This window comes from Lysinibacillus sp. FSL K6-0057 (genome assembly GCF_038630885.1).
GTDB lineage: Bacteria > Bacillota > Bacilli > Bacillales_A > Planococcaceae > Lysinibacillus > Lysinibacillus fusiformis_F.
On the sequence record NZ_CP152047.1, the window covers coordinates 2,505,004 to 2,525,566 of the forward strand.

General features: G+C 37.4%; 19 protein-coding genes. 11 read left to right on the plus strand and 8 right to left on the minus strand.

The annotated features are described in order from the left end of the window. The first annotated feature begins 182 nt into the window (after nt 1–182). Nucleotides 183–575, plus strand: a complete 393-nt coding sequence (locus MHB40_RS12260) for a hypothetical protein (protein WP_342534722.1) — start codon at nt 183–185, stop codon at nt 573–575. Nucleotides 576–956: 381 nt separating this feature from the next. Here the strand turns inward: MHB40_RS12260 and MHB40_RS12265 are convergent, their stop codons facing one another. After that, on the minus strand, nt 957–2,159 hold the full coding sequence (locus MHB40_RS12265; protein ID WP_342534723.1) for an MFS transporter: 1,203 nt from the start codon (nt 2,157–2,159) through the stop codon (nt 957–959). 142 nt (nt 2,160–2,301) lie between these two features. Between MHB40_RS12265 and MHB40_RS12270 the strand changes: the two genes are divergently transcribed. Then, nucleotides 2,302–2,856: an XRE family transcriptional regulator gene (locus MHB40_RS12270; RefSeq protein ID WP_205443522.1), complete on the plus strand. Its 555-nt coding sequence runs from the start codon at nt 2,302–2,304 to the stop codon at nt 2,854–2,856. A gap of 78 nt (nt 2,857–2,934) precedes the next feature. Here MHB40_RS12270 and MHB40_RS12275 read toward each other — a convergent pair whose 3' ends face one another. Beyond that, nucleotides 2,935–3,552 (minus strand): TetR/AcrR family transcriptional regulator, encoded by a 618-nt coding sequence (locus MHB40_RS12275; RefSeq protein ID WP_342534724.1) that lies wholly within the window; start codon nt 3,550–3,552, stop codon nt 2,935–2,937. 163 nt (nt 3,553–3,715) lie between these two features. On the opposite strand from MHB40_RS12275, the gene MHB40_RS12280 reads away from it, so the two are divergent. Beyond that, nucleotides 3,716–4,909, plus strand: coding sequence for an ABC transporter permease (locus MHB40_RS12280; protein ID WP_342534773.1), 1,194 nt, complete (start codon nt 3,716–3,718; stop codon nt 4,907–4,909). A gap of 59 nt (nt 4,910–4,968) precedes the next feature. Here MHB40_RS12280 and qoxD read toward each other — a convergent pair whose 3' ends face one another. Genes qoxD through qoxA form a run of 4 tightly spaced genes read right to left on the minus strand, consistent with a single transcriptional unit; the run spans nt 4,969 to nt 8,708 of the window. Further along, nucleotides 4,969–5,253 carry a cytochrome aa3 quinol oxidase subunit IV gene (gene qoxD, locus MHB40_RS12285; RefSeq protein WP_205443527.1) on the minus strand — a complete coding sequence of 95 codons (285 nt, stop codon included), beginning with the start codon at nt 5,251–5,253 and terminating at the stop codon, nt 4,969–4,971. 1 nt (nt 5,254) lies between these two features. Continuing rightward, nucleotides 5,255–5,851: a cytochrome aa3 quinol oxidase subunit III gene (gene qoxC / locus MHB40_RS12290; RefSeq protein ID WP_342443681.1), complete on the minus strand. Its 597-nt coding sequence runs from the start codon at nt 5,849–5,851 to the stop codon at nt 5,255–5,257. Further along, nucleotides 5,848–7,797 carry a cytochrome aa3 quinol oxidase subunit I gene (gene qoxB, locus MHB40_RS12295; protein WP_342534725.1) on the minus strand — a complete coding sequence of 650 codons (1,950 nt, stop codon included), beginning with the start codon at nt 7,795–7,797 and terminating at the stop codon, nt 5,848–5,850. Before qoxB ends, qoxC begins: the two co-directional genes overlap by 4 nt. Before the next feature lie 20 nt (nt 7,798–7,817). After that, a complete protein-coding gene (gene qoxA / locus MHB40_RS12300) occupies nt 7,818–8,708 on the minus strand; it encodes a cytochrome aa3 quinol oxidase subunit II (RefSeq protein ID WP_342534726.1) in 891 nt (296 codons plus the stop codon). 352 nt (nt 8,709–9,060) lie between these two features. Between qoxA and MHB40_RS12305 the strand changes: the two genes are divergently transcribed. The 7 genes from MHB40_RS12305 (at nt 9,061) to MHB40_RS12335 (ending at nt 17,670) form a co-directional block, all read left to right on the plus strand. Beyond that, nucleotides 9,061–10,491: a PLP-dependent aminotransferase family protein gene (locus tag MHB40_RS12305; protein WP_342534727.1), complete on the plus strand. Its 1,431-nt coding sequence runs from the start codon at nt 9,061–9,063 to the stop codon at nt 10,489–10,491. Nucleotides 10,492–11,150: 659 nt separating this feature from the next. Continuing rightward, on the plus strand, nt 11,151–11,528 hold the full coding sequence (locus tag MHB40_RS12310; protein WP_342534728.1) for an enoyl-CoA hydratase: 378 nt from the start codon (nt 11,151–11,153) through the stop codon (nt 11,526–11,528). A gap of 21 nt (nt 11,529–11,549) precedes the next feature. Beyond that, the gene (locus tag MHB40_RS12315) at nt 11,550–12,518 is read left to right on the plus strand and encodes an MBL fold metallo-hydrolase (protein WP_342534729.1); all 969 of its coding nucleotides are present in this window, start codon (nt 11,550–11,552) and stop codon (nt 12,516–12,518) included. A gap of 79 nt (nt 12,519–12,597) precedes the next feature. Further along, nucleotides 12,598–13,173: a LysE family transporter gene (locus tag MHB40_RS12320; RefSeq protein ID WP_342534730.1), complete on the plus strand. Its 576-nt coding sequence runs from the start codon at nt 12,598–12,600 to the stop codon at nt 13,171–13,173. 14 nt (nt 13,174–13,187) lie between these two features. Further along, nucleotides 13,188–13,970 (plus strand): AraC family transcriptional regulator, encoded by a 783-nt coding sequence (locus MHB40_RS12325; RefSeq protein ID WP_342534731.1) that lies wholly within the window; start codon nt 13,188–13,190, stop codon nt 13,968–13,970. A gap of 356 nt (nt 13,971–14,326) precedes the next feature. Further along, nucleotides 14,327–15,790 (plus strand): ATP-binding cassette domain-containing protein, encoded by a 1,464-nt coding sequence (locus tag MHB40_RS12330; RefSeq protein ID WP_342534732.1) that lies wholly within the window; start codon nt 14,327–14,329, stop codon nt 15,788–15,790. 350 nt (nt 15,791–16,140) lie between these two features. Beyond that, on the plus strand, nt 16,141–17,670 hold the full coding sequence (locus MHB40_RS12335; protein ID WP_342534733.1) for a DHA2 family efflux MFS transporter permease subunit: 1,530 nt from the start codon (nt 16,141–16,143) through the stop codon (nt 17,668–17,670). Nucleotides 17,671–17,797: 127 nt separating this feature from the next. On the opposite strand, the gene MHB40_RS12340 is transcribed toward MHB40_RS12335, so the two are convergent. Beyond that, the gene (locus MHB40_RS12340; protein ID WP_342534734.1) at nt 17,798–18,706 is read right to left on the minus strand and encodes a C40 family peptidase; all 909 of its coding nucleotides are present in this window, start codon (nt 18,704–18,706) and stop codon (nt 17,798–17,800) included. 563 nt (nt 18,707–19,269) lie between these two features. Beyond that, the gene (locus MHB40_RS12345; protein ID WP_342534735.1) at nt 19,270–19,872 is read right to left on the minus strand and encodes a YitT family protein; all 603 of its coding nucleotides are present in this window, start codon (nt 19,870–19,872) and stop codon (nt 19,270–19,272) included. Nucleotides 19,873–19,999: 127 nt separating this feature from the next. Between MHB40_RS12345 and MHB40_RS12350 the strand changes: the two genes are divergently transcribed. Then, on the plus strand, nt 20,000–20,518 hold the full coding sequence (locus MHB40_RS12350; protein ID WP_342534736.1) for a GNAT family N-acetyltransferase: 519 nt from the start codon (nt 20,000–20,002) through the stop codon (nt 20,516–20,518). The last annotated feature ends 45 nt before the right edge of the window (nt 20,519–20,563 follow it).

Below are 20,563 nucleotides of genomic sequence, written 5' to 3' on the forward strand. Positions count from 1 at the left end.
GCTTAGGATGATTTCTTCCTAAGTCTTTTCATATTCTATTTTGCCATTGAAAGCACAGGCCCATGCGCACTTTTATTACCAAATAGTGCTACTGAAAATAAATCCTTTAGCACCATCTTCACAGTGATTGTCTAACTATAATAGATAATGTTTCAACAATCTTGAGGAGGAATTGACGATAATTGAAGGCTTCTAAACGATATAAACGATTTGTAAAAAGAGCGAATCTGTACGATATGATTTTTATGAAAAGGACAGCTATAAAAATCATGTCTGCTGCATTAAAGGAGCCATTAACAGATCATGAGAAATCAAGTGCAATGATTTACATGGGACTTTTATACGGAGAGCTAAGAGAATATGAAAAGGCTTCCGATCATTTTCATAATGGGCTGAGTCTTGTAGAACATCAAGCATTTTATTACAGCCCTAATTTCAAGAAAATACTGAGTATCTTCTATAAGAACAATGATTTAGAAAGAGCAGCCTATTGGTTTGAGAACTTTCATAGAAGAAACGCCTACGATAAAAATTTTGAACAGCTCGAAATTTTTTCAAAAAGAAAATTAAAATGAAATACCTTTTGATAAGGTCTAATGAATGGAGTCCTGATGGAACAAAGAAAAAATAAAACACTCACGCATTTATTATTTAGCAGCTATACCATTGGCTTTGTATTAGGTGGCTTTACCTTTTTGATAACAGAAACGAGCATGACCTTTCAACCTACTGTTTCAAAGGAAGGTATTTTTAGTTTTATCCTATTGCTTCCTATTATTTACTGGATATACCGTTATTCAGGGATGGTATTTAATGAGCAAAGTATGAAAATAAAATTCCTTTACGCTGTACTATTTTTGATAGGTATATGTTTTGGTATTCTATTTTTTTGGTCCATGTGCTAATAGCTTTGGGACAAAAAGTGGGCGTCACACGGATGACGCCCACTTTTTCTGTTAGGAAAGAATGCGAATAGTTGTTTCGTTTTTTGTTTTTACCTTTAATGTTAGGAGCATGAGGACGATTATAATAAATAATAGTGCAAAAAGGGCAACGTCAAATGTATTGGTTACATCTTTTATGACCCCAACAAGCATCGGAATAATACCACTAATAATATAGCCACCAAATTGAATCATGGCTGTCCATTCACTTGCATCCTTTGGGGTAGTCGTTGCATCTAAAGGTAGGATCATCGCTAATGGGAATAATCCACCTGCACCAATCCCCATTAATGTGGCACAGAAAATAGGGGAAACGCCACCAGTTATTAATAACAGAATGCCGATAAAGGAGCTTAACGCACATAGTAGCAGCCAAGGCTTTCTCTTCACACTATTATTAATGATAACCGGAATTATAAAGCTACAAATCATTTGCATAACAGAAAAAATGGTAGCTGTCGTTGCGGCATAGCCATCGCTATAGCCGATGTCCTGAACTTTTGGCGCAAACCATGTCGCTAGCGAATAGTAGACACCCGATTGCAAACCAAACATCACCATCAGCAGCCAAACATATCGATTTCCCCAAGGTAAACGGCTTTTTTGACTGATAGTTTTTTCCTTTGCAGCTTGTGATTGATTTGATTTTTTGATAATAGGAATCCATACAATGATCCCCACTAGTGCAAACACAGACCATATCGCTAAAGCTGCGTTCCAAGATTGATGAAAAGCATGCATAACGGGCACAACTAAGCCAGCACTTAGAGACGCGCCAATCCCCATCCCTGCTGAATAAACACCAATCATTGAGGAAGAAGATTTAGGAAAATGCTTTTTAATATAACCAGAAATGAGTGGTCCTGTAATGGCAATGCCTATCCCACTAAGAATCGCTGTTAATAATAACAGCAAGGGAGTTGTTGCCACTAGACGTAATGCTGTTGAGACGCCAATTAATAAAACCGATAATGCAATCGTCAACTCTAGGCCCCAACGTTCGCTTAGCTTACCAGCCAAAGGTGCAAAGAGACCCATACAGAACACAGGGAGGGCCGTTAGTAGACTGACCACTACACTCGACATTTGTAAATCAGTCTGTATATTTTTCAGCACTGGTGAAATGGACGTGATAGAAGCTCGTAGATTCATAGAGAGTATGAATAAAGAAAAAACGCTCCAAATAATAGATAGATTTTTTGATTTTGCCATCATAGAAAGCACACCTCTTTGTATAAATATGAATGATTATTTGATATACTATAGTTAACTTTTTATACAAAAAATAAACTATAATTAATCGACTTGTATACTATAATATACTTATTGTGTGAAGTCAATGGAAGGGGTGCGCAAAATGCTTGAAGAAAATATTGACTTATCTGGTCAAGTTGGCGTTAATCTAAGAGAAATTCGAAAAAGCAAAAGAATGAGTTTAGAGGACCTGGCGACTATCAGTAATGTCAGTAAATTGACGTTAGGAAAAATTGAACGCGGGGAAACGAATCCAACCGTTAATATTCTTTGGAAAATATGTAGAGGACTTAATATTCCACTCGTTTCATTATTAACATTCGAGGAACATACAGAAGTCCATCGTTTTGGCTCTGACTATCAATTTGCAGGGCATAATAACGACTGGTTTGTTGAACCATTATTTAAAACACATGGAACAGAGTGGTATAGAGGCTGTATCGAGCCACATAGTGAATATAGTGAGTGTCACCTAGCAGGATCGGAAGAAATTGTGCTTGTGTTAAATGGACAATTGGACATGAAAGTAGGGGAGAAAAGTCATCAGTTGAACCAATGGGATGTCATTAAATTTAAAGGCGAAGAACTGCACACGTACATCAATCGCTCCAATGAAAAAGTACATTTGATGTTGTCGTTAACGTATACAACGCCATAAATGAGTACTTCTCACAAAATACAAGGCAGAAACATGACACTCGTTTCTGCCTTGCTCATGCGACAAACGCACACTTATTCAATTATTTTTTAAGCCTGCAGCAAAAAATGGGCCATTTAATGTGATGGTCGATAGTATACGAGCCATTTCTTCGGGAGATTCTTTGCCTTCGCCAAGTAGCCATTGCTGTACAACGCCGATATGTGCTGAAGCAATATAAGAGACAAGATATTCTCCTGGTACAAGTAAATTTTCCAATTTAAGTGGGGTATCAGTACTTTCAAATAATGTTTTATAGATAAATTCCTTCAATTTCGTCTGAAAAGATAAATCTCCGTTTGGACCTAATACCGCTTTCATAAACCGCCGATTTTGATCTAAAAATTTAAAAATTAAAACAGCTATTTCAATGGTTTGCACCTTTTTATCATTCGTATGAAGATCAGCTATTAAATTTGGTAGGTTTTCTTTCGTAATGGTTGACATTTCACGCATTATTTCTTCTTGATAGCTATTCATTAAATCAAATTTATCCTGATAATGTGCATAAAAAGTCCCTCTATTGATTCTTGCTTTTGTTGTAATATCCTTAACCGTAATGGATTCAAAGCCTTTTTCCTCAATCAAATCAACTAATGCGCCTTTAATACTCTCTACTGTTCGAATGACACGGAGATCTGTAAAAGACTCTTTCATTTAACCCCTCCTAATTTTAAGCAACAGAAGTAATGGATGTGTTCGATAAGCAACACTAACTAGAGTTTTGATTATTGAACAGTGATTTCTTGACAACTATAATTTGAATTGTAATAAACAACAGGTTGTTCGTTATTATAACTTAAAAGGAGAGGTATATGAAATGGTCAAACATAAATTTGCATGGTCTGCACCAATTCTAGCGTTCGTTGTTATTTTCATTTTTTCACTTACATTATTCCCTTCAGTGCAGCCAAAACCAAAAAATTTGCCGATAGCCCTTGTGAATGAGGATCAAGGAGTAGAATTGCCGAATCAACCAAGTATTAATTTAGGCAAAAATATGGTAGAAATGATCCAAACTACAGCTAAATCAGCAAAAGAAGAAGAGCCTGCTGTGAAATGGGTAGTAGTAAAGAATACCGAAGAAATGCAAAAGGGGCTCAATAACCAAGAATACTATGCTGCATTCGTTATACCTAAGGATTTCAGTGTCAAACAAGCTTCTTTACGGACGCCCAACCCCACTGCTCCAGAGGTTCAGCTATTCATTAACCAAGGAATGAATATGGCAGCTTCCACGATAGCAGGCCAAATTCTAAATGGTGTAGTGGATACTATGAACCAGAATGTACGCACACAGCTACTGGCAGAGCTAGATGCACAAAACGCAACATTAACAGTTGAACAGGTAGCTCTTTTGGTAACACCGATTTCAAAAACGGTCACAAATGTTCATGCGGTAGGCGAAAACAGCGCTAATGGGAATGCGCCTGTATCGCTCTTCCAGCCATTATGGATGGCGACAATGGCAGGTGCAGCCATTGTTTTTATATCAATCAACAAATTAGCAAGCCATTCTCGTAAAGACAATTTTATGGCAAAGCTCAGTCAGATTATGATTGGGGGTATTGTTGCTCTTGTGGTGGGATTTGGTCTTACTTGGATTGTCGATGGAATGGTAGGAATTCATATTCCAGACTTTTTGGATACAGCCTTATTTTTATCCATTACGACTTTTAGTTTCTTTTTATTAATATCAGCCGTTCTTTCTTGGTTAGGGATCAAAGGCATAGCTATTTTTGCTTTAATGCTGTTCTTTGGGGGTCCACTGCTTGCATTAGCTCCTGAAATGATGTCAGCCTTTTATCGAGAGTGGATTTATTCTTGGCTACCAATGCGTTTTATGGTTGAAGGTTTACGAGAACTGTTTTTCTTTGGAAAAGAACTATCTTGGAATTCCTCTGTAGTTGTTCTTGTCTGGATTGGCGTCGTTAGTATCTTCTTGATTCTTCTATCAGCTTTAAAATTAAAAACTACAAGTCATGACGATGAAAGCCACATCATTCAGCAGTGATTTCACACAAAAATCGTCCTTACTTTGAATAGTAAAGGACGATTTTTTATTATTTATTTTTAGATATAACCCCAAATCATGCACAATAATGTTCCGAAAATCGTCACGAGAGCGATGATTAATGCATAATAGATGTTGGTATAAATCGCAGGCTTATCCTTTGTTTCACTAGCGTGCATAAAGACCACTAATTGTAAACCAGCCTGAATAAATGCTGTGACTAATAAAATGGTCATGGTAATAGCAAAAGGTAGATCGAAAAAATATACACATGCTGCGATTATCGTAAGGATAATCGACATGCCAAACCCCATGACCTGTTTCAGTGGGAATAAATCACTCATGTTACACCATTCCTTTCAAGTAAATGAAGCTGAAAATAAAAATCCAGACCACATCTAAAAAGTGCCAGTATAAGGAGAAGATGAACGATTTATTGGCAGTTTCTGGTGTCAGGCCACGTTGGATAAGTTGATAGACGATAAACATTCCCCAGAATACCCCAAAGGTAACGTGTGCACCATGTGTTCCTAATGTTGTTAAAAGGGCAGCAGTAAAGGCACTCGTCTGTAAGCCCGCACCAACATGAATATAGTGCATAAACTCGTAAACTTCAAAACCAATAAATACGACACCGAGTACTAGTGTCAAAATATAGAACCCTATCATCGCTTTTGTATAGCCCTTACGCATAGCGTGTATACCTAAGCCAATGGTAAAGCTACTTGTTAAAAGAATAAACGTTTCAAATAAAACAGGTGTAATTTCAAAAATATCCGCTCCTGTCGGTCCATTTCCAGTACGGTCCACTAAGACAAAATAACCTGCGAATAATGTGCCAAAGAGCATAATTTCAGCACCGATAAACACCCAGAAGCCTAATATATTCAATTGATTTTGCTGAGTACTATATTCTAAAGGAAGTGATTGATCGATTTTCATAATTGACTACCTCGCAATTTCGATTCCGTTGCTTTCACTTTTTCGTCAGGTACATAGTGTCCTGGATCTTTTTCCAATGAACGGTGAGCCATGCATATAAAAATACCAATGGTTGTGAGAATCGTCGGTATCCACATACCAAAAACAAAGGAGAAGCCCCATGCAAAGAAAATACAGCCTAATATGAAAGGCACACCACTATTATTCGGCATATGAATCTTTTCATATGGCTCTGGGAACAAATCATGCTGACGATATTTTGCATCCCATAACGCTTCTGTCGAAATCACGTGTGGTACCTTGGCAAAATTATAGTACGGCACTGGACTTGGTGTAGCCCATTCTAATGTACGTGCATCCCATGGATCTGAACCAATATTTCTTGGTGAATAGCGAATACTGTAGATAACATTGTAAACAATTAAGATAAAGCCAATTGTCAGGCCAATTGCGCCGATAAACGAAAGCATATTCCACAACCCAAAACCTGTAGAGGCAGAATAAGTATACATACGACGTGCTTGTCCATCTAAGCCAGAGAAGAACATGGGCATAAAGGCTAGCAGGGTGCTCATCGCAATTATCCAAGCCGTCCATTTGCCGATTTTTTCATTCAGCATAAAGCCAAACATTTTTGGCCAATAGTAATGTAATCCAGCTAACATAGCAAAGACAACACCAGGAATAATGACCATATGGAAGTGGGCAACCAAGAACATTGTGTTATGGTATTGATAGTCAGCTGCTGACATGCCGAGCATTACACCCGTTACGCCACCTATTGTAAAGGTAGGAATAAATAACATGGAGTAAAGCATTGGTGTTGTAAAAACAATTTTTCCTTTCCAAAGGGTGAATAACCAGTTAAAAATTTTCACGCCAGTTGGTACCGCAATGGCCATCGTTGTAATTGAGAAAATGCTGTTTGTTAAAGCACCTTGTCCCATCGTAAAGAAATGATGTGTCCACACTAAAAACGATAGGAAGGAAATAATCACCATGGAGCCAACCATTGACTTATAGCCATAGAGATTTCGTCCAGAAAAAGTAGAGATAATCTCACTGTAGATCCCAAAGGCCGGTAAAATCAGGATATAAACCTCAGGATGCCCCCAGACCCAGAAGAAGTTTGCCCACAGCATATCCATACCGCCATCGGACGTTGTGAAAAAATTAGTAGCAAATAGTCGGTCAAAGGTTCCCATCGTTAGGGCTACCGTTAAAACGGGAAAGGCGAAAACGATAATCACGTTTGCCACTAACGAAGACCATGTAAACATGGGCATTTTCATGAGTGTCATGCCTGGTGCTCTCATTTTGAGGATCGTCACAATCATATTAATACCAGTAATTAATGTGCCAAGACCTGAAATCTGTAAAGCAAATAAATAATAATTTGTACCTACAGATTGACTAAATTCATTATTTGCAAGAGGGAAATAATTCGTCCAGCCAGCATCAGGAGAGCCACCTATAACAAAGGAAATATTTAATAGCATAGCCCCCATGAAAAATAGCCAAAAGCTTAAAGCATTCAACCGTGGGAAAGCAACGTCTCTTGCACCGATTTGTAAGGGCACAATATAATTCATAAAGGCCATAATAAAAGGCATGGCCATAAAAATAATCATCACTGTTCCATGTGTTGTGAAGATTTCATTATAATGCTGCGCATCAAGTAATGTATTGTCAGGTACAGCCATTTGTGCACGCATCATAATCGCATCTGCTCCACCACGGAAAAGCATCAGTAGGGCTGAAATTAAATACATAATACCAATGCGCTTATGATCAACGGTTGTTAACCATTCATGCCAAAGGTAGCCCCATTTTTTAAAGTAGGTTAATCCAACTATTATCGCTATCACCGTCAGCCCAATCGCAACCATCGATGCATAGATAGCTGGGCTTGGATGGGGTATAGCAAATCGTTCGAAGTACTCCATATGACTATGTCTCCTTTTCATTAATGATCATTTTGTTGAGAAGCATGATCTTTCGTGTGTGATGTGCCATGTTGATGTCCACCATTTTCACCCTCAGGTGCTGGCAAAAACGTTAAATGTGTGCCAATATAGGTTGATTGGCCAACGTGTCCTGGTTCTAGCAACGTATTAAATTTTTCTTCCGTTAATGGTTCTGCTGTTGCTTTTACTTCCTTCACCCAATCAGCAAACTCATCCTGAGTCACCGCTGTTACGTTAAACGTATTTTCAGCGAACCCTTTACCATTAAAGTTTGCATTTCTCCCCATATACTCCCCAGGTAGATCAGCAGCCAGATGCAATGTATTCACCATATCGGCCATTGCATATTTTTGACCACCTAGTTGAGGAATCCAGAAACTTGTAATCGGTCCGTAAGAATAAAGTTTAAATTCAATGGGACGCTCTGCAGGAATATACAAATAATTCACGGTTTCAATATCTTCCTCTGGATAACTAAAATGCCATTTCCAGTTCGATGTTGAAGCATAAATGATTAACGGCTCTTCCTGTTTGTATTTCTCTGGTGTGGATTCCACCTTATAGTTACTTTCAACAGAAATAAAGGATAGGTACGCTACAATTAAAACGGGTATACCTACACAAATGATTTCCACCTTTGTACTCCCTTTAATGTGGGGAGGCTTATAGTCAGGGCTTTGCTTAGATGCACGAAACTTCACTAACATATAAGCTAACAACACAAAAACAATGAGTACGATAAAGGACATAATCCCTATCGATAGCATAATATCTTTGGCTTGCACTTGAGCTTGAGGTCCTTTTGGATCTAATACTAACAATGGGTCACAACCAGTTAGCATAGTGACAATAGTGGAAAGACCAATTAATCTGAGCCAACTTTTTTTCATAAACAAACCCCTTTAACTGATTCATTGAAGTGCTATAGGCTACTATGGGTTTGTATGGAATTCGATTCACAATTGATTTTTATAATAGGGGCACTTCATTTGAAAGACAAGGCGTTTTGCCAGATTACACAGAATGTTCTCAAACGAGAAAAATAATTTCAGTATAATTTTATAGAGGGAAATACGCTTCAAGTAAGGGATTTTATCAACTGCAATGGATTGAAATCGAAAGTGGATGGTGAAAGTAATAAGGAAATGGATGGTTAGTTTCAAATATTGTTATAGTATGATTGCCTTTTTAGCTTATTTACGAGAGCTAAGAAAGGATAAGGCATAACTGAGGTGAGTAAATATGGATTGGAAACCTGATCGAACAGCAAAAAAAGCGATCTATAAACAGCTCGCAGAATATATTGAAAAGGGGATTGCAGACGGAACATTTCCGCCCGATAAACCTTTACCATCTGAGCGTTATTTAGCAAACGCTTTGAATGTAAACAGAAGTACGGTAGTTAATGCATACGACGAATTGGAAGCAATGGGGCTGATTGAACGGAATCGTGGGAGTGGCACAACCATTAGCAAGGACATCTGGGGTATCACAAGGAAACGAATTCCTAGCTGGAATCGCTATATTGAGGCTGGGTCCTTTTTACCGAACCTTCCTGTTACGCAAAAAATTAGAAAAGAGGCTATTGAACATAAATTAATTAATCTCGCTACGGGGGAATTGTCAGAGGATCTTTTTCCAAAAAGCGCCTTGAGACAAATCACGGCAACTCGTTCATTTATCGGTAGCCTTGGGTATGATCATCCTTTAGGGAGTGAAATATTACGGACAACCCTTACACGGCATATCAAAAACAGCAGAGGAATTGAGACAAAGCCTTCTTCCATACTGATTACATCAGGAGCCCAGCAAGCCCTACATTTGATTGTCCAATGCCTGTTAAAGCCTGGAGATGCAGTCGCGATAGAAGACCCCTCCTACAATTTCAATCTACCTATATTTAAAACAGCAGGCTTACAAATCCATTATCTTCCTGTCAGTAAGGATGGCATTAACCCAGATGATTTGCAAGTATTATATAAAAAATATCGAATTAAAATGATTTTTCTCAATCCAGATTTTCATAATCCAACGGGGTCTTCCTTAGATTTGAAGAAAAGAGAAGCTGTTTTAGACATATCCTCTAAGCTAGGCATTCCCGTAGTAGAGGATGATCCCTATAGCCTAACAGCCTTTTCAGGGGATAAAATGCCTACGCTTAAATCCCTCGATAAGAATGGGAACGTCTTATATATTAGCTCTTTGTCCAAAATTGTAGCCTCAGGCCTACGAATCGGGTGGATTGTTGGTCCTACATCTGTTATTGAACGACTATCTGATGCCAAGCAACAAATTGACTTTGGTCATTCTAGTTTCACGCAATGGATCGCCAATGATTTTTTAGAGTCACCTAATTTCAATTTGCATATGAAGCATTTAGTGAAGGAATTAGAAACACGACGAGATACCATTGTCCAAAGCCTCGATATGTATTTAAAAGACCAAGTAGTTTATTCCATTCCTCAAGGTGGGATTCATTTATGGTGTCACGTTTTGAAGGAATATAACGAAACGCAATTACTTGAGGAATCCATAAAACGAGGCGTTATTTATGTTCCTGGATCTACGATGGGCTCCAAAAAGGGTTTTGTCCGCTTTACTTACGCAAGGGAAGATGTCCATTCAATCAATGAAGGGATTAAAAGGTTTGCTCAAGCTCTTAATAGCTTCTAGAAATTTTGTAAATTATAGACAAGTGGATGACTGAAAAAGCGCTCAAGTGGATGGTTTAAAATCGAGGGAAAGAATTTAAGATAGAGTCATGGATAACAACTATCCATCAAGGCTAACTACTATCATGGAAGTGTGGATGGATTCACAATTATTCACACAAGTAATGAAATCTATTAATGATCTAGAAGGTGATAGGACAAACCTGTTGGTAGCAAGAGAAAGGCACAGGTGAAGAGGTAGTTCACTCGATTTGCTATGAAAAGGTTGATTACAATAAGAACCCACTTCTAATAAAGAGGTTATAAAAATTCACAACAAGTATCGTTGATTTTCTCAGTTTTACCTGTCCAAACAGTCTCAATCGTTAGCTTTTGGCTGCTGATGAGAAAACATCAAGGCAGTCACACCTTATTATATTTTAATTCCCACAAAGGTATAGGAGGGAAATAGGCACCTCTTCTATACGGACACTTAAATCTTAGTTAGAAACACCATCCAGCCACTTAGTCTCGATATTCAATCGTTGCTAGGTGGCTGGATTTGTATACATAAATATTCATCTCAATAAGATAATACAGTTTAAGAGTTGAGAAATGCGCTAATAAGTTTTAATATTCAGATTATAATAGTTTATTTTTGGCTCTGTAGGAGGGATATGGATGGTATTACAAGTAGGCGAAAAAATTACGTTTGAACGCACGTTTACAAGGGAAGATGTTGAATTATTTACGAAGGTATCTAAGGATGAAGGGGCTCATCATATTACACCAGATGAACAAGGTCGTTTTGTTGTGCAGGGTCTTTTAACAGCCACACTCCCTACGAAAGTTGGTGGTGACTATAACGTATTGGCTCGCACCATGAATTTCGAATTTTTACGGCCGGTTTATAGTGACGACACCATTCGTTGTGATGTCATCATCGAACAATTTGAACCAGATGAAAAAAATCGAACAACTATCAGCACCACCTTTACCTGCATCAATCAACTCGGCAAAGAGGTGTTAAAAGGGAACTTTTCAGGGATTATTTTATAAACTTTTAGTGGGGGTTAGCGTATGAAAACTGCTGAAATTAGTTTTTTTGAACGACCATTTCCAAGTGCCAACAGCATCGTGATTCAAGACCAACAAACATTTTTAATTGATACAGGCTTTGGTAGTGATGTGATACGAACGGAGAAACTGTTATCTGATGCTGGTATTTTACCAAAGCAGTTAAATGGCATCATTAATACACATTATCATAGCGACCATGTTGGGGGAAATCATTATTTTCAACAGCACTATGACCTACCGATTGCTGCCCATCTTTGGGAAGGAGAAATGGTGAATCGCTGTGATTTAGAGTCTTGTGGTGCTCAATATTTAGATCAGCCTGTCGAACAATATGTCGTTCAACAGCTCCTTGTAGATGAACAAGAAATGACAACGGGGAATAGTGCTCTTCAGGTTTTACATACACCTGGGCATACATTAGGACATATTGCTTTATACGAACCAAAACAGCAGATTTTAATTTGTGGTGATTTATTTCAATACAATGATGTGGGATGGTTAAATAGTTTCCGCGAAGGTACAAATAGCATAAGGCGTTCTTATGAAAGTTTAGAACGGCTCGCACAACTATCTATAAAAATTGCCTATCCTGGTCATGGACGAGCTATCGAAGACCCATTAAAAATGATGGACAAAGCGAGAGAACGACTTGAAAAGTGGATGGAGGCTCCTGAAAAAATGGCCTGGCATGCATGTAAGCGAATCTTTTCTTTTACACTGATGTTGAAAAATGGGTTAACAAGCAAGGAGGTCACGCCTTATCTACTAAGCTGTGGCTGGTTTCACGATTTTGCTGTTCATTCCTTCCGCTTAAATCCTATAGAATTTGTCCAGCCTTTATTAGATGAAATGATCCGCTCTAAAGCAGCCATCTGGCATCACGATAAATTAATGGCGACCGCACCATATGAAGCACCAGATCCAAAATGGATAGATGAGGATTGGAAACCAAGTATTTGGACAAAGTAACTGTGCAATTTTGTACTATAATGTTTTAAATAATAGATGTAATAATTCAAAGAGATAAACTTGAAAGGGAGTTTGCTTCTTGAATATTACATCTTTTTTAATGTACTGTTTTATTATTACGGTTACACCAGGACCAACTAATATTGTCATTCTAGCAACAACACAGAATTATGGTATGAAAAAAGGTTTACATTTTTCTTATGGTTCTACGATTGCATTTTTCATGCTACTCGTATTATCAGCTTTTCTCAATACATTGTTTTCAACATGGGTTCCAAATGTTTTGTTCATCATGCAAGTTGTTGGTACAGCCTATATGCTCTATCTTGCTTACCAAATATATACTATGGATACGACTGATGCGAGCGAAAATAAAGCAGGCAATTTCTCCTCAGGGTTTTTGATGCAGTTTTTAAACCCGAAAGTCGTATTATTTACAATGACAGTTATTCCAAGCTTCGTTTTACCTTATTATGATTCGACTGTCGCGTTATCCTTAAGTGTACTAGGGATTACCTTTATTGGTTTCATTGCTTTCTTATTATGGGTATTATTTGGCGCAATCTTTAAACAATTTTTACAAAACCATAAAAAAGTAGTCAATGCTTTTATGGCCATGTGCTTGGTTTATGCAGCCATCATGATTTGGATTTAAAAGAGGTGAAAACAATGCAAAGTTTTACATATAAAAAAATGGTGGGCATTACCGCATTAAAGGCTAGTTTTACGGATTTTAAATACAAAAAGCATGCCCATCAAGAATATGCATTTGGTGTCACGCTAAAAGGTATTCAGCACTATTATCTAGATGGAAATCTACAGCTCTCACATCAAAACGGTGTGATGTTTTTTAATCCAGAACAAGTTCATGATGGGATGGCCTATAATCATGAGGGACTGGAATATGTCATGCTTTATATTGATCCAAATTTCTTTTTAGAAGCAATTCAAAAGAAAGATTTTATCCGTTTTGAGAAGCCCATTATCTATAATCATCATCTCAAGCAACATCTACTAAATCTGTCGGACGCCATTTTAACAGAAAAAAATTCCCTATTATGCAACGAATTATTTTTACAGTTATCTGACAGCTTAGTAGAACAAGATTTTAGTGCTTCATTAAAAAAGGATAGTTTTGTAATGAACAAAGCTAAAGAAATTATCCATTCCTATGCTGATAACATATTGAAGCTTGAAGATATATGCGAGGAGCTACAATTGACGACATTCCAATTCATTCGCTTTTTTAAAAAGCACACAGGGATCACACCTTACCAATACTTTTTAAATTGCAAAGTAGAACGTGCAAAATCGATTATCGAGCATACAGCCGATATTTATGCGGCAGTTGCACAATGTGGCTATGTGGATCTCACTCATCTCAATAAGCAATTTAAACGAACTTTTGGCATCACAGCTTTTGAGTACCAATCCTTAGTTCATAATAAATAGGCTACAATGAAATTGACTATTGATAGAATTATATGGTAAATTAAAGCTACTTATTAGAAACGGAGGGTGAAGAATTTGAGCCATTGTTTATTTATTAGAAACGCAAACCTCATAATAAATAAACAAGAAGCTAATTTTCACCTATTATATAGTAAATCCACCACTCTATGATGTTCTCTAACTAGAGTGTATAGTTTTATTGCGTAAAGATGCTTCTGTTTATAAACAGAGGCATCTTTTTTGTTTTGATCAAATTTAAGGGTGATGCATATGAACAACTAACAATGAAAGAGTAATCAAGAACAACGAAAGGAGCATCTATCATTATAGAAATTCAAAACCTCACCATTAAGGCGATGAAAGAAAGTCGGACGTTAATCGATCATCTTCAGCTCAGTATTCAAAAAGAAGACAAGATGGTCATCATAGGGGAAGAGGGGAACGGCAAAAGCACCTTACTAAAGTGTATTTACAATGAACAATTAATTGCTGATTATTGTACTTATGAAGGGAAAATAATTAAAAATGATTGTTCACTGGGCTATCTTTCACAGGAGCTATCGGAACATGAAAAAAAGTTGACCATTACTGAATTATTTTCAGAAAACAATTGGCCTAAAGAAATGTTGAAGGCAATGGATGAATTTCGGATTGAATCCTTTGTTTCAGACAAAAAGATAGCTGATTTTTCAGGAGGGGAACGATTTAAATATCGCATTTTAAAGTTACTCGCCATGAATCCAGATGTTCTTTTATTAGACGAACCAACAAATGATTTGGATATTGGGACAATCGAATGGCTGGAAAAATTTATTCAAAAAACGACGAGACCTGTCATTTTTGTATCCCATGATGAAACCTTTATCAAGCATACAGCTAACGCGATCCTTCATATTGAACTAACCCATCGCAAGCAGCTACCTAACTATACGTTGACGAGAGAGCCATATGAAACCTATCTTTCCCATCGAGAAAACAATTTGCATAAGCAGGAGCAAATAGCGAGAAAGCAAGCAGCAGATTATAAAAAGCAAATGAAGAAATGGCATGATGTTTGGCACAAGGCAGAGCATCAGCATCGAAATGTCGCACGGTCAGACCCTAGACTACAAAAGAAAGTCAAGTCATTAAAAAATCAAAAGAAACGACTAGATAAAGAAAAAGAAAATTTCCTAGAGATACCCAATGTAGAAGAGGCAAGCGAATTTCATTTTGACCCCTCGATCCATGTGCATCGCCACAAAAAAATTCTAGAGCTGACATTAGATAAACTGCAAATTGCCGATAAACAATTGGCCCAAAATATAAAGTTATCCATCAGTGGCGCTGAAAAAGTGGCGATTATTGGGGAAAATGGGATAGGAAAATCAACTTTATTAAAATGTATAGTGGCTTCATTAAAGAAACAATCCTCGTTAAAAATTGGATATATGCCACAAAATTATGAGGATGTATTGGACGCAAATCAATCACCGATTCAATTTCTAGTGACGAATGGTGATAAAGAGGCTATGACAAAGGCTTTTACCCTTTTAGGTAGCATGAAATTTACACCTGATGAAATGCAGCAAACGATTGGGCAATTGAGTGGGGGACAAAAAGCAAAGCTACTTATAGTCAAAATGATGTTAGAGCGTTGCGAGATTTTAATTTTGGATGAACCAACCAGAAATTTTAGTCCTTTGACGACGCCTGTCCTTTGCCATGCTTTAGCACAATTTGGTGGGGCCATCATTAGTATTTCGCATGATCGCCGCTACTTACAAGAAGTCGCCACGACCATTTACGAATTAACAGGGGAAGGATTAATTAAAAAATAATGACAACAAAAAAGTCGCATTCCTGTAATTCAGGAATCGACTTTTTGTGAAAAGAATTTATGTAAAACGCATTGAAATATGAGTAATCTTATGATAAGTTTATATAGATAGACATTGTATAATTAATACATCGCGCATTACCCCTATCTTAATTATACAATACAATCTATTCTTTCGTCAACACTTTTAATTTTAATTTTTTTGAGGGGTGGTTGCGATGAAATCAGCAGGGGCACAACAGCAGATTGGGGGAAAAATAAACGAAGCAGCTCAATTCTTTGAGACAATCAAAGGCTTCCTAAACATGTGAATGAAATTGAAAAAGATAAAGAAAGTAGGACGGATACTATATGTCAGAGAAAACCATTTCAGTTGAGACAAAAGCGCCATACGGCATGATTGCCATATTATTTATCGGGGCCTTTGTTGCTATTTTAAATGAGACCTTACTCAACATTGCACTACCAGCCATTATGGACGAATTCGATGTGAATGCTACTGCGGTACAATGGCTTTCAACAGGCTATATGCTAATTAACGGTATTTTAATTCCCGCCAGCGCGTTCTTCATTCAACGTTTTACGGATAAAAAGTTATTTATTACAGCGATGGCTCTGTTTACTTTAGGTACATTTCTAGCTAGTATTGCGCCTACATTTGGTGTGTTATTAGCAGCACGTATGATTCAAGCTGCAGGCTCAGCGATCATGATGCCTTTATTAATGAATGTTATGCTGACTGCATTTCCAGTTGAAAAACGAGGAGCCGCAATGGGGATGTTTGGTCTTGTCATGATTACGGCTCCAGCAATCGGCCCGACGCTTTCTGGTTGGTTAATCGAGCATTACAGCTGGAGAATGTTATTTGATCTTGTGCTACCAATTGCTATTTTAACTTTAATTTTTGCGGCCTTTAAATTAAAGGATGTGACACCACAACGTGCCATTAAGCTCGATGTGATTTCTCTTATTCTTTCAAGCATTGGATTTGGCGGCTTGCTTTATGGCTTTAGTTCCGCTGGTGAAAAAGGATGGGATCATATCCTTGTATATGGAACAATTATTATTGGAACACTTGCTTTAATTACCTTTACCCTTCGTCAGCTACGAATGGATGAGCCAATGCTTGAGTTTCGTATTTTCAAATATCCAATGTTTGCTTTATCCTCAGCCATCTCCATCGTCATTTCGGTGGCGATGTTCTCGGCTATGATTTTAATGCCTATTTACGTACAAACCATTCGTGGTATTTCACCAATGGATTCAGGTCTACTCATGCTACCTGGTGCCATTGTGATGGGCATTATGTCGCCGATTACAGGGAAGCTCTTTGATAAATACGGGGCAAGAAGCTTGGCTGTATTTGGTTTAATCATCACCATTGTAACGTCGTATTACTTCAGCAAAATTAGTATGGATACAGCTTATTCTACATTGGTGCTGCTGTATACATTACGTATGTTTGGGATGTCTATGGTAATGATGCCTGTGATGACAAATGGTTTAAATCAGCTACCAGCGCACAATAACCCACACGGCACAGCCATGAACAACACATTACAGCAGGTTTCGGGTGCGATTGGTTCAGCAGTATTGATCACGATCATGAACAATAAAACAACGGCCAAGGCAGAGGAATTGGCTGCAAGTGCAATGAACAATATGAGTGCCAATGCAGCACAGGCTACGACACAATCTGCCAGCGAATTAAAGCAGCAAATCTTAAACGAAGCCATGCTACATGGCATCAATTATACGTTCTTCCTATCTACATTGATTGCGGCGATCGCACTCATACTAGCCTTCTTTATTAAGCGAGTTAAGCCTAATTATGAAAATCATACAGATGGGGAAGTTGCCGGAAAGCAAGTAGAGGAATAAATGCAAAACGGGTGTTGCTCAACTGAAGCAACGCCCGTTTTTTATTAAGGGATGTTATATAGAGATGGGGAGTCTAGAAAGTATAAAAAAGGCATTTCATCCAAAGATGAAACACCTTTTCTAGTAGTTATTGAGCTAATCGTTGGATAAAGGCTTCTAATTGGGCCAATGTGACATTGTCGTTCACACCGAATGTGCCGTCACCTTTACCTACAGTTACTTTATTCGAAGCGAGGATCGCTACATAATTATTTGCCCAATGTGAGCCTGGAACATCCATGAATTGTTCAGCTGTGCCTTGCTGTGTTAAATGAAATGCTTCCACTAAAACTTTAGATAGTTGCCCACGTGTCATTGGAGAACCAGGATTGAATTTCCCATTATCATCACCCGTAAAAACACCCATTTTTTTAAGTGCCTCTGCAGCACCTGCATATTTAGATGATGGCTTAATATCTGGGAAACTTGAATTTGTATTACTCGTATCTAAATGTAATTTATTGGCTAATCGAAGAGCTACCTCTCCACGCGATGCATAAATGCTAAAGTCAATTTCCGTATCTTTTACTTCTCCATAATCAGAGAAGTTCGCAATGCGTTTTGCCCCTACATAACGTGAACCCCAATAATATGGGTCATTCACTGTATCTACCTTAACCCCAGAACTTGTAGTAGCTGAGATAAAATTATTGTCACCTATGTATATGCCAACGTGTGAAACACCGCTTCCAGAAGTATTAAAAAATACGAGATCACCCGTTTTTAAATTGTCTTTTGAGATTGACGTACCTTGCTGGTATTGAGCTTTAGATGTGCGCTCTAATGACATGCCTAGCTTAGAAAAGACTAATTGCGTATAGGCTGAGCAATCCACACCTGTCTTAATATCTGTTCCTCCATATTTATAAGGAGCACCAATATATGCTTTTGCTGTAGTAGTTATATCTGCTATTGTTGCCGCTTTCGCATCATGAATACCCATACCTGTAAAGAACATAAACGATGCGAAAATGGGTAGTAACCATTTCTTCTTCAATTCTATCTTACTCCTTTCAAAAAGCTATCGCCTTTGAACTAAAGTAAGAATAGCATGAAATAGGGTAGAGTTATTTTTCAATAATATTACCGATTACCCCTAAACACCAAATTTGAAACCTTAATTTTAATTGTGTAAAACTTTTGCAATAATAATGGGCAATTTTACTAAAAATATATGAAATTAATGGATTTATAGGGACGTAAGTGCTTTTTTTATATTTTATCCAATTCTGTGAACCGTAAAATTTGTGGAATGATATTTACTAATAGTTATAATGTGAAAGCATCTACGTTAATAGAAACCTTTTTTCAAAATGGGAAAATAAAGTTGGCAAGATGTTAGTTAAAATTGTATCACAGAGGTGTATTATGCAATTATTTGGATTGTTTTATGACACGATTAATTCCTGTAATCGTCGACCGCTTTGTATTTTTAGAGATTAGTTATGCCAAAGCTTTTGAAGCGATGGTCCATTTTCAATCAATACGGAGTAGAACTTGAGGAAGATTAGGCATCACAAAACCAGAACTCATTCTTGAGCGAGTATCTGGTTTTCTATTTTAAGACTTATTCAATATATTATCTAGTATTCTCCCAGTAATGGGCATAAAGAAATGCAGGATAAAGCCACCTAAACAAACCGTTAATAATGTACCGATACCGATTGGGCCTTTACAAATGATCGCCAACACTAAGAATAAGAGGTAAATAACTGTTCTTGAGAAAAAAATCGTTTTTTTCGTTAATTCTTTAATAATTAAAGTTAGTCGATCTACAGGAATTGGCGCAAAATTTGTATGTAAATAGGTTGCCGTTCCTAAACCAACTACAACCAATCCTATGACAAAACAAACGGCTTGGCTATACCAAATATCAGGGGTTACAACATCGTGGAATAAAAATAACCACATATCGATCCCTATACCCGTGATAAATGCGGTGATCAAGCCTAAAATTTCTGGCCTTTGTCTAGCTAACAGGGAATTACTACATATTAATAGGAGCGCTAAGATGATTTCCCAACTTCCTACAGTTAGCCCCACATTTTTAGATAATCCTACGAGAAGTGCATCAAAAGGTGACGTGCCGAGGTTAGATTGAATCGTGAGCGAAATGCCTAGCGTTAAAATTAAAATGCCCACTACATAAAAGACATATTTCAAATAAAAGACCTCCTCCTATTAATTTTATTGCAAATACAATAAAATTACGTTAAATTGACTATATACTCTTTTTATTGCATTTGCAATATAAAATCTAAAAAGAGTTTACGACAAAGGAGTGGAATCAATGACTATTAAATTAGAGAAATGTGAACAAGCAGATTTAAAAAAGCTACAAGCAATAAGTATTGAAACATTCCATGATACATTTAAAGATCAGAACTCTCCTGAAAATATGAAGGCTTATTTAGAGTGTGCCTTTCATGATCAGCAGCTAGAGAAGGAATTGGCCAATATGGATTCGGCGTTCTATTTTATCTATTATGACGAAGAAATAGCTGGCTATTTAAAAGTAAATGTTCATGAGGCGCAATCCGAACTAATGGGGGATGAGTCACTTGAGGTGGAGAGAATTTATGTTCGACATCAATATCAAGGAAAAGGGCTTGGCAAATACCTTATGAATAAAGCAATAGAGGAGGCTGTGGCTCAAAACAAAAAGAGCATTTGGCTGGGGGTTTGGGAGAAAAATGACAGTGCCATCGGATTTTATCAGAAAATAGGTTTTGTCCAAACAGGAGCCCACTCCTTTTCTATGGGTGACGAGGAACAAATCGATCTTATCATGACCAAAATACTTGCCTAAAATTATTATGGCAGAAACGTTGATTCACAACATTTCTGCCTTCTC